The sequence below is a fragment of the Embleya sp. NPDC050154 genome (assembly GCF_044460165.1).
Lineage (GTDB): Bacteria > Actinomycetota > Actinomycetes > Streptomycetales > Streptomycetaceae > Embleya.
This window is the reverse complement of record NZ_JBITJP010000013.1, coordinates 118,293-133,817: the sequence shown is the minus strand read 5'-3', so window position 1 is coordinate 133,817 and position 15,525 is coordinate 118,293. Positions and strand designations below refer to the sequence as shown.

At 73.3% G+C, this 15,525-nt stretch carries 1 protein-coding gene; it reads right to left on the bottom strand.

The features are described 5' to 3' along the window. Positions 1-20: 20 nt before the first annotated feature. Positions 21-15,389, bottom strand: coding sequence for a type I polyketide synthase (locus tag ACIBSV_RS26620; protein ID WP_395867449.1), 15,369 nt, complete (start codon positions 15,387-15,389; stop codon positions 21-23). Positions 15,390-15,525 lie beyond the last annotated feature (136 nt).

Below are 15,525 nucleotides of genomic sequence, written 5' to 3'. Positions count from 1 at the left end.
CTCCACAGATTTCGACATGGTCAGGACTCGGAGGTGCCGAGGGCCAGATCCAGCAGGGCTTCGGTGTCCATCGCGTCGATGGAGTCCACGTCGGCCGGGCCCGATCGCCCGGTCCCGCCGTGGTCGTCGGAGGTGTTCGTGTGGTGTGCCGCCGGTCCGGCGAGCCGCAGCAGGCTCTCCAGCAGTCCGGACTCGCGCAGCACGTGGACCGGAATGCCGGCGAGCGCGGTGCGTACCGCCGTGTCGTCCCGGTCGTCGACCGGGCTCGCCGCGGCATCGTCCTCGGCGCCTCGCGGTGCGAGTTCGGCGCGCAGGTAGCCGGCCAGCACGCGCGGTGTCGGGTAGTCGAAGACCAGGCTCGCGGGCAATCGCAGGCCGGTCATCGCGTTGAGCCGGTTGCGCAGTTCGACCGCGGCCAGCGAATCGAAGCCCAGGTCCCGGAACTCCCGCGAGGCCCGCACGGTTTCCCCGGGTGCCAGGCCCAGCACCGCCGCCGTCTCACCGGTCACCGCCGCGATTACGGCCTGCTCGCGTTGACCCTCCGGAAGCCGGGACAACCGCTCGGCCAGCGATTCGGATGTGCCGCGCTCGGGGCCGGTGCCGGCGACCCGACGGGCGACCCCGGCGAACGCGGGTACCAGTTCGCGCAGCAGGGCCGGTACGCGAGCCGAACCCGTCCTGAGCGCGGCGGTGTCCAGCCGCATCGGGACCAGCACCGCTCCGTCCGGCCGGGTGTTCACGGCCGCGTCGAACAGGGCGAGCCCCTCCTCGGCGGACAGCGGAAGCATCCCGCCCCGAGCGGTCCGCCGCAGGTCGGCGGCGGCCAGCCGGCCGGTCAGCTCGCTCGCCTCGGCCCACATCCCCCAAGCCAGCGACGTGGCGGGCAGGCCCTGTCCGTGTCGGACCTCGGCCAGCGCGTCCAGTGCCGCGTTGGCGGCGGCGTAGTTGCCCTGGCCCGGTGCCCCGAACACTCCGGCGGCGGAGGAGAACAGTACGAACGCGGTCAGTTCCCGATCCCGGGTGAGTTCGTGCAGGTGCAGCGCGGCATCCGTCTTGGCCGCGAGCACCGCGTCCACCCGCTCCGGGGTGAGCGCCTCGACCACGCCGTCGTCGAGCACGCCGGCGGCGTGGATCACCGCGGTGATCGGGTGCGCGTCGAGCAGCGCGGCCACCGCGTCGCGGTCGGCCGCGTCGCAGGCAACCACGGTCGCCCTGGCGCCCAGTTCGGCCAGCTCGGCGACGAGCGCGTCGGCGCCCGGTGCGGCGGAGCCGCGTCGACTGGTCAGCACGAGGTTGCCGACGCCGTGTTGCCGGACCAGGTGCCGGGCGACCAGCCCGCCCAGCGTGCCGGTGCCGCCGGTGATCAGGACGCTCGCGTCCGGGCCCCACTCGGCCGCGGTCGGTTCGGCGGACGCGCCGACCCGGGTCAGTCGCGGCGCGAACAACACACCGTCACGCAGGGCGAGTTGGGCCTCCACGCCGGTCGCGGCGAAGGCCACCGCCCGGGCGGCCTCGCTCGACTCGGCCTCCGCCTCGCCCGGCCCGGGCAGGTCGATCAGCACGAACCTGTCCGGGTGTTCGGACTGCGCGGTGCGCAACAGCCCCAGGGCGGCGGCGTGCGCGACGTCCGTCGGGCTCGGGCTCGGGCTCGGGGTCGGGTCCGGCGTCGTGGCACCACGGGTCAGCACCACGAGTCGGGTGTCGGGGTAACGCGCCTCCGCCAGCCAGGCGTGCACCAGGGCCAGCGTTCGATGCACGGCGCCGTGCACGGCGTCGGGCGCGAGGTCCGGCGTGTGCGCGAAGGGCACCACGACCGCGTCGGGCACCTCCCGCGTGCCGCCGTCGATCGCGGCCGACAGCGCGGCCAGGTCCGGATAGGCGTGCTCGGCCGCACCGAGCGTGTCCTCGTCGCCCAGCAGGACGATCCGACCGGGCGCCGTCGGTTCGGCGACACCGGGCGCGTCGATCTCGACCCAGCTCGTCCGGAACAACAGATCGTCGGCCGCCCCGCCCGTCGGGATCGAGCGCGGCACACTCCGCAGCACCAACGCGTCGACGCTGAGCACCGGTCGGCCCTCGGCGTCGGCGGTGACGATCGAGATGCCGTCCTCGCCGGTCGGCACCACCGCGACCCGCAGCGCGACCGCGCCGGTCGCCGCCAGACGCACCCCGCTCCAAGCGAACGGCACCAGCGGGGAGCCGAGTTCGGCGTCCGAATCACCGGCCAGCGCGGCGGTGTGCAGTGCGGCGTCGAGCAGCGCGGGATGCAGGGCGTACCCGTCCACCGGGACGTCGTCGGCCAGGGTGATCTCGGCATAGGTCTCCACGCCGCGCCGCCAAGCCTTGCGCACGCCCTGGAAGGCCCGGCCGTAGTCGATGCCGGCGGCGGCGAAGCGGTGGTACAGGTCCCCGGTGTCGACCGGTTCGGCACCGGCGGGCGGCCATTCGATCGACTCGGCGGCCTCGCCCGGCACACCCGGTGCGAGCGTGCCGGTGGCGTGCCGGGTCCACCCGCTCCCGGTGTCCGCGTCGTCCGCCGACGAGTACACCGCCAGCGGCCGACGGCCGGCCGCGTCCGGGTCGCCGACGGCGACCTGAAGCCGGATCGCGGCGCTCGCCGGGATCGGCAGCGGAGCCTCCAGGGTCAGTTCCTCCAGAAGGCCGCAGCCGACCTCGTCACCGGCCCGGATGGCCAGTTCCACGAAAGCCGTTCCGGGCAGGACTACGGTGCCGAGCACGACGTGGTCGGCCAGCCACGGATGCGAGCGCACCGACACGCGGCCGGTGAACAGCACACCGGTCGAACCGGCGAGCGCGACCGCGACGCCGAGCAACGGGTGCCCCGCCGACGCCAACCCGACCGCCGACACGTCGCCGGCGGAACCGGCGTCGAGCCAGTAGTGCCGCCGCTGGAACGCGTAGGTGGGCAGATCCACCTGTCGGGCACCAGGGAACCAGGAATCCCAGCCGATGTCGGCGGCGCTGCCGGTGACGTGCAGTACGGCCAGGGCCGCCAACGCGGTCTCCGCCTCGTCCCGGTCCCTGCGCAGCACCGGGACGACCGGCAACACCTCGTCGCCGTTTCGCGGGCCGTCCCCCAGGCCGTCCCGGATCAGCGCGGTCAGCGCTCCGTCCGGGCCGAGTTCGACATATCCGCCGACGCCTCGCTCCTCGATCGCGCGTATCGCGTCGTGGAAGCGGACCGGCTCGCGCACGTGCCGCACCCAGTAGTCCGGATCACTCCACTCGCCGACCACGGCGGCACCGGTCACGGTGGACACCGAGGCCACCTTCGGCTCGGCGAAGGACAGTTCGTCCACGACCCGGCGGAACTCGTCGAGCATCGGGTCCATCAGCGGCGAGTGGAACGCGTGACTGACCCGCAGCCGCCGCACCCGACGGCCCGACGCCTCGAAGTGTTCCGCGACCTGCGCGACCGCCGTCTCGGCACCCGAGACCACCACCGCGGCCGGACCGTTGATCGCGGCGATCCCGACGGGCTCGTCCCGATCCGCCAACAGCGGCAACACCTCGGCCTCGGCGGCACCGATCGCCACCATCGCACCGCCGACCGGCAACGCCTGCATCAACCGGCCACGCGCCACCACCAGACGGCACGCGTCGTGCAACGACAACACCCCGGCCACATGCGCGGCCGCGATCTCGCCCACCGAGTGCCCGACCAGCACGTCCGGCCGCACACCCCACGACTCCGCCAACCGGTACAGCGCCACCTCGACCGCGAACAACGCCGGCTGCGCGAAGCCCGTCTCGTCCAGACCCTCCGCCTCGCCACTCACCACCGCCCGCAACGAGCCCGCGGCCGGCTCCGCTTCGAGCCGATCGCACACCTCGTCGAACGCCGCCGCGAACACCGGGAAGGCGTCGTACAGCCCACGCCCCATCCCGACCCGCTGACCACCTTGCCCCGCGAACACGAACGCGAGTCCTCGGGTCGAACCGCCGGCCGTCCCGATCGCCGCGCCCCGTGGCGTACGCCCGTGGGCCAGGTCGTCCACGCCGGCCAGCAGCGTGGCCCGGTCCGAGGCCGCCAGCACCGCGCGGAACTCGAACGCCGCCCGGCCCTCGGCCAGCGAGAACGCCACATCCGCCGGCTCGATCTCCGGGTGCTCGGCCAGATGCGCACCGAGCCGCCCCGCCTGGGCCCGCAGGGCCGTTTCACTGCGGGCCGACAGCAGCACCGGCAACGGTGTGACGCCCGAAGGGCGTTCGTCGACGACCGGCTCGGCCGGCTCCGGCTGCTCCAGGATCACGTGCGCGTTGGTACCGCTGACCCCGAAGGCGGAGACGCCCGCTCGCCGGGGAGCGCCCGTCCTCGGCCACTCCACCGGCTCGGTCAGCAGCGACACCGCGCCCGACGCCCAGTCCACATGCGGCGACGGCTCGGCGATGTGCAACGACTTGGGCAGGACGCCGTGCCGCATCGCCTCGACCATCTTGATCACGCCACCCACCCCGGCGGCGGCCTGTGTGTGGCCGATGTTCGACTTCAACGAGCCCAGCCACAACGGCCGATCCTCCGGCCGCCCCTGGCCGTAGGTGGCCAGCAGCGCCTGGGCCTCGATCGGGTCGCCCAGCGAGGTGCCCGTACCGTGCGCCTCCACCGCGTCGATCTCCGCCGTGGACAACCCGGCGCCGGCCAGCGCGGACTGGATGACCCGCTGCTGCGACGGCCCGCTCGGCGCGTTGAGGCCGTTGCTGGCGCCGTCCTGGTTCACCGCCGTACCGCGCACGATCGCGAGCACCCGGTGGCCGTTGCGGCGCGCGTCGGAGAGCCGCTCCAGGAGCAGCATGCCCGCGCCCTCGGACCAACCGGTCCCGTCCGCGGTCGCCGCGAACGCCTTGCACCTGCCGTCCGCCGACAACCCGCGCTGCCGACTGAACTCGACGAAGACACCCGGCGTGGCCATCACCGTGACCCCGCCCGCCAGCGCCAGCGTGCACTCGCCCCGGCGCAGCGCCTGTCCTGCCAGGTGCAGGGCGACCAGGGAGGACGAGCACGCGGTGTCCACCGTCATCGCAGGGCCTTCCAGACCGAACGTGTAGGCCACCCGCCCGGACGCGACGCTGCCGGAACTGCCGTTGCCCAGGTATCCCTCGACGCCGCTGGGGATGTCCCGCAGCCGGGCCGCGTAGTCGTGGTACATCACACCGGCGAACACACCGGTCCGGCTGCCGCGTACGGTCTGCGGATCGATGCCGGCCCGCTCGAACGCCTCCCAGGTGGTCTCCAGGAGCAGCCGCTGCTGCGGGTCGGTCGCCGCCGCCTCGCGCGGCGATATGCCGAAGAACTCCGGGTCGAACTCCAGCGCGTCGTGCAGGAATCCACCCTCGGTGGCGTAGGTCCGGCCGGGCCGGTCGGGGTCCGGGTCGAAGAGGTTGTCCAGATCCCAGCCTCGGTCCGTCGGGAAGCCGGTGATGCCCTCTCGGCCCTCGGCGACCAGTCGCCACAGGTCCTCGGGCGAGGCCACCCCGCCCGGGTAGCGGCAGCTCATCCCGATGATCGCGATCGGCTCGTCGTCGGCGACGGCGACACCGGTGGAGCGAGAAGCGCTCGACCCGGTCCGCGCCGTCGCGTCGACGGTCTCCGCCTCCGTGCCCAGCAGTTCGGTGCGTACGTGTTCGAACAGCGCGGCCGGGGTGGGGTGGTCGAAGACCAGCGTCGCCGAAAGCCGCAGCCCCGTCGCCGTGTTGACCCGGTTCCGCAGTTCGACGGCGGTCAGCGAGTCGAACCCGAGGTCCTTGAAGGCCCGTTCCGGATCGACCGCGTCGGCGCCGGAGTGCCCGAGCACCGCCGCGACGTGCGTGCGAACCAGGTCCAGTACGGCGCGATCCCGCTCGCCGATGGGCAGCGCGAGCAGCCGGTCCCGCAGCGAACCCTCGCCGCCGGGGCCCGATTCGCCGTGCGCGGAACGCCGGGCCGGGGCGCGGTAGAGACCGCGCAACAACGGCGGCAGACCCCCGTCCGCCGCCCTGGCCCGAAGTACACGCGAGTCCAACCCGACCGGTACCAGCAACGGTTCCGCCGTGGCCACGGCCGCGTCGAACAGGGCCAGTCCGAGTTCCGGGGTCAGCGGCACCATGCCCGAGCGGGTGACCCGGCTCAGGTCGGCGGCGTCCAGTTCGCCGGTCATCCCCTCGGCCTGTGCCCACAGGCCCCAGGCCAGCGAGGTGGCCGGCCGACCCGCCGCCCGCCGACGCACCGCGAGCGCGTCCAACGCCGCGTTCGCCGCCGCATAACCACCCTGACCCGCCGAACCCAACACACCCGCCGCCGACGAGAACAACACGAACGCGGACAACCCCCGCCCCCGCGTCAACTCGTCCAACAACAACGCGCCGTCCACCTTCGCGGCCACCACACCCGCAACACGCTCCGACGACAACGACTCCACGACACCGTCATCCAGCACACCCGCCGCGTGCACCACCGCCGACACCGAACGACCCGCCAACAAACCCACCACCGACGCCCGATCCGAGACGTCGCACGCAACAACCTCCACCCGAGCACCCGAGGCAACCAACCCCGCCCGCAAACCCTCCACACCCGGCGCCGCCGAACCCCGCCGACTCACCAACACCAAATCCCGCACACCATGCCGAGACACCAGATGCCGAGCCACCAACCCACCCAGACTCCCGGTACCACCCGTCACCAACACCGACCCCGAACCCCAATCAGGCCCGGCAGCGTCCACGGCAGGCACCATCCGCGCCAGGCGCGGCACACTCGCCGCACCCTCCGCCACGAACACCTGCGGCTCGCCCGACGCCACCACGGCGGCCACCAACTCCGCCGACGCCGTCTCCGGCGTGTCCACGTCCAACAGCACGAACCGACCCGGATGCTCCGACTGCGCCGACCGCACCAGACCCCACACCGCGCCCTGCACCGGATCCCCGACCGCACCACACGTCACCACGACCAGTGGCGGTGCGCTCGGATCCGCCAGGTGCCGCTGGAGCGCGTCGAGTACATACGCACCCGCCTCGCGCACCGTGGCCAGGTCCGAGCAGCGCAGCGGCGTCGAGGCCACGGTCGCGGGGTCCGCCGTGCCCAGCACGGTGGGCACCCGGTCCACGCGGAAGAGCGCGTCCCGGTGCGCGGGCCGCCGTTCCCGGAGCCCGTCGGCGGACATCGGGCGCAGCACCAGCGAGCGCACCGAGATCACCGGGCGGCCGGTCGGGTCGGTGACGGTGATGGACACCGCGCTGTCGCCGATCGGCGACACCCGGACCCGGACCGAGGAGGCACCGCCGGCCTGGAGCACGACGGATTCCCAGGCGAAGGGCAGCGCGCCCTGGCCGATCCGCAGTCCGTCCGCCGCCGACTGGAGGAAGGTCGCGTGCAGCGTGGCGTCGAGCAGCGCGGGGTGCATGCCGAATCCGGCGACGGACGCGTCCTCGGGCAGCGCGACCTCGGCCAGGATGTCGTCGCCCCGGCGCCAGGCGGCCCGCAGGCCCCGGAAGGTCGGACCGTATCCGTAGCCGAGCGCGGCCAGCCGCTCGTAGAAGCCGTCCAGGTCCACCCCCTCCGCGTCGGCCGGCGGCCACTCGCCGAGCGGTTCGGCGTCGATCTCGGCAGGCTCCACCGCCTGGGCGAGGGTGCCGGTGGCGTGCCGCTGCCAGGCGGGCTCGCCGCCGTCCTCTTCCGCCCGGGAATACAGGCCGAACGTACGACGCCCGGAGTCCTGGGGTCCGTCGACCCAGAGCTGCACGACCACCGCGCCGCGCTCCGGAACGATCAGCGGTGCTTCCAGGGTCAGTTCCTCGAGCAGGCCGCAACCCACCTCGTCGCCGGCCCGTACCGCCAGTTCCACGTAGGCGGTTCCGGGTAGCAGCACCGTGTCCATCACCACGTGGTCGGCCAGCCACGGATGGGTGCGCAGGGACAGTCGGCCGGTGAACAACACGCCACCGCCGTCGGCGCGTTCTGCCGCCGCACCGAGGAGCGCATGCCCGAGCGGGGCCAGTCCCAGGCCCGCCGCGTCGGTGTTCCCGGCGGCGGACAGGTCCAGCCAGTAGTGGTGGTGCCGGAACGCGTAGGTGGGCAGGTCCACCCGACGGGCCCCCGGGAGGAAGGTGTCCCAGCGGATGTCCGGTACCACGTCGCGCACATGCAGGGTCGCCAGCGCGGACAGCGCGCTCTCCGCCTCGGCACGGTCCTTGCGCAGGACGGGCACCACGGTCACCGCGTCGTCGGCGGCGTCGAGCCCGCCCCGGATCAGCGCGGTCAGCGCACCGTCGGGGCCGAGCTCCACGAACGCCGCGACGCCTCGCGCCTCGAGCGCGACGATCGCGTCGTGGAAGCGCACCGGCTGCCGGACGTGACGCACCCAGTACTCGGGATCGGTCCAGTCACCGTCGGCCTCGACCGTCGACACGTAGTCGGACTCGGCTCGGCCGTACGCGAGTTCGTCGACCACGCCGCGAAACTCGTCGAGCATCGGATCCATCAGCGGCGAGTGGAACGCGTGACTGACCCGCAGCCGCCGCACCCGACGCCCCAACCCCTCGAAATGGGCCGCGACTTCGGAAACCACCGCCTCGGCACCGGAAACCACCACCGACGTCGGGCCGTTGATCGCCGCGACACCGACGACGTCTTCCCGCCCCGCCAGCAACGGCAGAACATCCGCCTCGGCCGCACCGATCGCGGCCATCGCACCACCGACCGGCAACGCCTGCATCAACCGACCACGCGCCACCACCAGCCGGCACGCGTCCTCCAACGACAACACCCCGACCACATGCGCGGCCGCGATCTCACCCACCGAATGCCCGACCACCACATCCGGCCGCACACCCCACGACTCCAACAACCGGAACAACGCCACCTCGACCGCGAACAACGCCGGCTGCGCAAACCCCGTCCCATCCAGACCATCCACATCGCCCGAGATCACCTCGCGCAACGACCCACCCAAACCCGCGTCCAACCGCACGCACACCTCATCGAAGGCCGCGGCAAACACCGGGAAGCTCTCATACAGCTCACGACCCATCCCGACCCGCTGACCACCCTGACCCGCGAACACGAACGCCAACCGCCCCGGCTCGGCACTCGCCGTACCGCGCACCAGGGCCGGCGACTCCGCGCCGGCCGCCAGCGCGTGCAGCCCGGTCCGGATGCCCTCGTGGTCCTCGCCCAGCACCACCGCGCGCTGCTCGAACGTCGTACGACCGTGGGCCAGCGAGTACGCCACGTCGACGGGCGCGAGTTCGGGCGCCTCGGCCAGGTGCGTCCGCAGCCGCTCGGCCTGTGCCCGCAGCGATTCCTCGTCGCGCGCGGACAGCAGGAACGGCAGCGGGCCACTCGTCGGCGGGCGTTCCGCCGCGACCGGGTCCGCGGTCGGCTCCGGGCGTTCCAGGATCACGTGCGCGTTGGTGCCGCTCACCCCGAACGCGGAGATACCGACCCGGCGCGGCGCACCGGTCTCCGGCCACGCCATCGGCTCGGTCAGCAACGACACCGCGCCCGACGCCCAATCCACGTGCGGCGACGGCTCGACGATGTGCAGCGATCGCGGCAGCACGCCGTGGCGCATCGCGCCGACCATCTTGATCACGCTCGCGACGCCGGCGGCGGCCTGGGTGTGGCCGATGTTGGACTTCAACGAACCCAGCCACAGGGGCCGTTCGGCGTCGTGCTCCTGTCCGTACGTGGCCAGCAGGGCCTGCGCCTCGATCGGGTCGCCGAGCGTGGTCCCGGTACCGTGCGCCTCCACCGCGTCCACGTCGGCGGCGGACAGGCCCGCGTCGGCCAGCGCCGCCCGGATCACCCGTTGCTGCGAAGGGCCGTTCGGCGCGGTCAGGCCGTTGCTGGCGCCGTCCTGGTTGATCGCCGATCCGCGCAGGACGGCAAGCACCTCGTGGCCGTTGCGTCGCGCGTCGGACAGTCGCTCCAGGAGCACCATCCCGACGCCCTCGCCCCAGCTGGTTCCGTCCGCGTCCGCCGAGAACGCCTTGGCCCGGCCGTTCACCGCGAGGCCGCGCTGCCGGCTGAACTCGATGAAGGTCGCGGGCGTCGCCATCACCGTCACGCCGCCGGCCAGGGCCAGCGAGCACTCGCCCTGGCGCAGCGCCCGGGCCGCCCAGTGCATGGCGACCAGCGAGGACGAGCACGCGGTGTCCACCGTGACGGCGGGACCCTCCAGGCCCAGGGCATAGGCCACCCGCCCGGAGATCACCGCGGCGGCGTTGCCGGTCAGGAAGTAGCCCTCCAGGCCCTCCGGGATCTCGTCGACCCGCGGCCCGTAGTCCTGGCCGTTGGAACCCGCGAAGACGCCCGTGTCACTGCCGTGCAGCGTGCTCGGGTCGATCCCGGCGTGCTCGAACGCCTCCCACGATGCCTCCAGGAGCAGCCGCTGCTGCGGGTCCATCGCGAGCGCCTCACGCGGCGAGACACCGAAGAACGCCGCGTCGAACTCGCCCGCCTCGTACAGGAAGCCGCCGCGGTCCACGTAGGTCTTCCCGGACTGCTCCGGGTTCGGGTCGAACAGGGCGTCCAGGTCCCAGCCCCGGTTCTCCGGGAAGCCGCCGACCGCGTCCACCCCGCCCTCGACCAGGCGCCACAGGTCTTCCGGTGAGGCCACTCCGCCCGGGAACCGGCAGCTCATCCCGACGATGGCGATCGGCTCGTCCGGCTCGCCGGCCGGCCGCGCGCTGTTCGCCGGGGTCGTGCCGGCGGTCCGGCCCAGGATCTCGGCCCGCAGGTAGCGGGCCATGGTCGCGGGCGTCGGGTAGTCGAAGACCAGCGTCGTGGGCAGCGTGCGCAGGCCCGTCGCGCGGATCATCCGGTTGCGCAGTTCGACCGCCATCAGCGAGTCGAAGCCCAGTTCCCGGAACGCCTTGGTGTCCTTGATCGCGGCGCCGGAGCCGTGCCCGAGCACGGCCGCGGCGTGCGCCCGGATCAGCTCCAGCACGGTGCGGTCCTGCTCCGGTTCGGGCAGGTCGGCCAGGCTCTCCCGGAGCGCCGGCGCGTCGGTCCCCGCGCCGGCGGCCGAGGAGTCCCGGGCCGCGAGTTCCCGCGCCTCCGGGACGCCGTCGAACAGCGGGCTGCGTCGGGTGGCGGTGGCCGCCGGAAGGAAGCGTGTCCAGTCCAGGTCGGCGACCGCCACGAACGGCTCGCCCGAGCGCACCGTGTCGCCGAGCACCTCGATCGCCAGGTCCGGGTTCATCGGCAGCGCGCCGCCGCGCCGGATCCGCGCGTCGACCGCTTCGTCCGTGGCCATCCCGGAGCCGGCCCACGGGCCCCACGCGATCGAGCAGGCCGGCAGGCCGAGTTCGCTGCGCTGCCGAGCGAGCGCGTCCAGTGCGGCGTTGGCCGCCGCGTACCCGGCCTGCCCGGGCGAGCCGACGGTGCCGGCCATGGACGAGAAGAGCACGAAGGCGGACAACTCGTGGCCGACGGTGAGCTCGTGCAGGTTGCGCGCGGCGGTGAGCTTGGGCCGGAGCACGTCGTGCAGGCGTTCCTCGGTCAGCTCGGCCAGGACACCGTCGTCCAGGACGCCCGCGGTGTGTACGACAGCGGTCAGCGGCCGGTCGGCGGGGATCGTGTCGAGCAGCGCGGCCAGCGCGGCCCGGTCGGCGGTGTCGCAGGCCGCGACGGTGACCGTGATCCCGTCGGCCCGTCCGGTCAGTTCGGCCACGAGCTCGTCTGCTCCGGGTGCGGCGGCGCCACGCCGGCCGACCAGGAGCAGGTGCCTCGCGCCGTTGTCCGCCAGCCACCGTGCCACCCGCGCGCCCAGCGCTCCGGTGCCACCTGTGATCAGTACCGTCCCGGAACTCGCCCACGGCGCGCCGGCGTCGACCTCGTCGGCAGAATTGCCCGTACCCGGCGCCCGGACCAGCCGCCGCGCGAACACTCCCGCCGCCCGCACCGCGACCTGGTCCTCGATCGATTCGCCGGCCGCCAGCACGCCGACCACATGGCGCAGCACGCCGCTGTCCACGACCTCGGGCAGGTCGATCAACCCGCCCCAGGTGGTGGGGTGTTCCAGGGCGGCGACGCGGCCGAGGCCCCAGATCGCGGCGCCCGCGACGCCGGTCGTCCGGTCTCCGTCGACCGCCGTCACCGCACCCCGGGTCAGGCACCACAGTGGTGCGGTGACGTCGGCATCGCCCAGCGCGTGCAGCAGGACGACCGTGTCGAAGAGGTCCTCGTCCGCCCCCGACAGCCCGAGAAGCGAGATGACGCCGCCGAGATCGTCCACGCCGTCCGTCGCCTCGCGCAGCCGCACGGCGACGCGCTCCCGGTCCCGGTCGGCGGTGTCCAGTTCCAGCGTGCGGATCGTGCCGTACGCACCCAGGTCGGCGGACAGTTCGTGCCCGCCGCTGGGTACCACGACCAACCAGGTGCCGGTCAGCACCGGCGGCGCGGCGGACGTGATCGGCTGCCAGCCGATCCGATACCGCCACGCGTCCGTGCGGGACTGCTCCTCGGCCCGCCGCGACCACGCGGACAACGCGGGCAGCAGGGCGTCGAGCGAACTGCGCGCCGCATCGTCCTCGACCGCGAGTTCGCGCGCCAGCGCCTCCCGGTCCCCCGCACCGACCGCCGCCCAGAACCGCTCGTCCCGGGCGTTCCGCGCGGGCGCCTGCTCGGCGTCCAGCCAGTACCGGCGGCGCTGGAAGGCGTACGTCGGCAGGTCCACCCGCCGCGCGCCCGGGACGAACGAGGCCCAGTCGACCCCGGCCACCGCACCGTTGACATGCAGCGTCGCCAGGGCGGACAGCGCACTGTCCGGCTCGGCCCGATCCCGCCGCAACAACGCCACGACCGGCTGGTCGCCCGCCTCCAGTGCGCCCCGGATCAGCGCGCTCAGCGTCCCGTCGGGCCCGAGCTCGACGAACCCGCCGACTCCCTCGGCCGTCAGGGTGCGAATCGCGTCGTGGAAACGCACGGGCTGTCGGACGTGGCGCACCCAGTACTCGGGGTCCGTCCAGTCACCATCGGGTGAGACGGTCGAGACCACGGCCAACTGCGGTTCAGTGAAGCTCAGTTCCCGCACGACCCGGCGGAACTCGTCGAGCATCGGGTCCATCAGCGGCGAATGGAACGCATGGCTGACCCGCAGCCGCCGCACCCGACGACCCAACCCCTCGAAATGCGCCACGACCTCGGAAACCACAGCCTCCGCACCGGAGACCACCACCGAATCCGGACCATTGATCGCGGCGATCCCGACGAGGTCATCCCGCCCCGCCAGCAACGGCAGAACATCCGCCTCGGCAGCACCGATCGCCGCCATCGCACCACCGACCGGCAACGCCTGCATCAACCCACCACGCGCCACCACCAGCCGGCACGCGTCCTCCAACGACAACACACCAGCCACATGCGCGGCCGCGATCTCACCCACCGAATGCCCGACCACCACATCCGGCCGCACACCCCACGACTCCAACAACCGGAACAACGCCACCTCGACCGCGAACAACGCCGGCTGCGCAAACCCCGTCCCATCCAGACCATCCACATCGCCCGAGATCACCTCGCGCAACGAACCCGCGCCCAACTCGACTTCGAGCCGACCGCACACCTCGTCGAACGCCACCGCGAACACCGGGAACGCCGCATACAACCCACGACCCATCCCGACCCGCTGACCACCCTGACCCGCGAACACGAACGCCAACCGCTCGGCGTCCCCGTCCGCGACACTCCCCCGCACGACATCGGCGTGCGGCGTCCCGTCGACCAGCGCCGCCAGGCCGGCGAGCGTGCCCGCCCGGTCGTGCGGGTCGCCGAGCACGACCGCGCGCCGGTCGAGCGCCGACCTGCCGGTCGCCAGCGAGTACGCCACGTCGGCCTGGTCCGCCTCGGGGTGCTCGGCCAAGTGCGCGCGCAACCGCGCCGCCTGGGCGCGCAGGCCCTCCTCGGTACGGGCCGCGAGCAGCAGCGGCACCCGGCCGGGCACCGGCTGCGGTTCCGGTGCCGTGTCCGCAACCGGGTCCGGTGTCGGTCGGGGCTCCTCTTCGAGGATCACGTGCGCGTTCGTGCCGCTGACCCCGAACGCGGACACGCCGGCCCGTCGGGGCTGCTCGGTCCGCGACCACGAGACCGGCTCGGTCAGCAGCGACACCGCGCCCGACGCCCAGTCCACATGCGGCGACGGCTCGTCCACGTGCAGCGTCCTGGGCAACACGCCGTGACGCATCGCCTGGACCATCTTGATCACGCCGCCGACCCCGGCGGCGGCCTGGGTGTGGCCGATGTTCGACTTCAACGACCCGAGCCACAGCGGCCGTTCGCCGTCGCGACCCCGGCCGTAGACGCCGAGCAGCGCATCCGCCTCGATCGGATCGCCGAGCGAGGTGCCGGTCCCGTGCGCCTCGACCGCGTCGACGTCCGTCGCGCTGAGACCGGCGTTGGCCAGTGCCGCCCGGATCACCCGCTCCTGGGCGGGGCCGTTGGGCGCGGTGAGGCCGTTGCTGGCACCGTCCTGGTTGATCGCCGTACCCCGAACCACCGCGAGCACCGGATGGCCGTTGCGGCGCGCGTCGGAGAGCCGCTCCAGGAGCAGCATCCCGACACCCTCGGACCAGCCCGTACCGTCCGCCGAGGCGGCGAACGCCTTGCACCTGCCGTCCGCCGACAACCCGCGCTGCCGACTGAACTCGACGAAGGTGGCCGGTGTGGCCATCACGGTGACGCCGCCCGCCAGCACGAGTGAGCATTCCCGCTGCCGCAGCGCGCCGACCGCCCAGTGCAGCGCGACCAGCGAGGACGAGCACGCGGTGTCCACGCTGACCGCCGGGCCCTCCAGCCCGAGCGTGTACGCGACTCGGCCGGAGGCCACGCTGCCCGCGCTGCCGCTGCCGAGATACCCCTCGAACTCGCCGGCCGTGGCGGCCGTCCCGGAGCGCAGGCGCGACGCGTAGTCGCTGTACATCACGCCCGTGTAGACACCGGTCCTGCTGCCGCGCAGCGCGGCCGGGTCGATGCCGGCCCGTTCGATCGCCTCCCACGCGGTCTCCAGGAGCAAGCGCTGCTGCGGGTCGATGGTGAGCGCCTCGCGCGGCGAGATGCCGAAGAACTCCGGATCGAACGCGGCGGCGTCGTGCAGGAAGCCGCCGTGCCGGGTGTAGCTGGTGCCGAGGTGTTCCGGGTCCGGGTCGTACAGGCCGTCCAGGTCCCAGCCTCGGTCCACCGGGAAGCCGGAGACCGCGTCCACGCCGTTGTCGACCAGCCGCCACAGGTCCTCCGGCGACCCGACCCCGCCCGGGTAGCGGCAGCTCATCCCCACGATCGCGATCGGCTCGTGCTCACGCTCGTCGGCCTCGCGCAGTCGGCGGCGGGCGTCGTGCAGGTCGGTGGTGACCCGCCTGAGGTAGTCGCGAAGCTTCTGTTCGTCGGCCACTGTCGTCATTCCCCCTCGTAGCGTGCGGCCGTTGAACGTGCGGCCTGGCAACCGGTGATCTCGCGGGCGTCGATGCGGGTCCGTGGACGGGTGCTCGTGCGGGTGCTTGCCTGTGTCGTCGTGCGAGTGCCTGCGT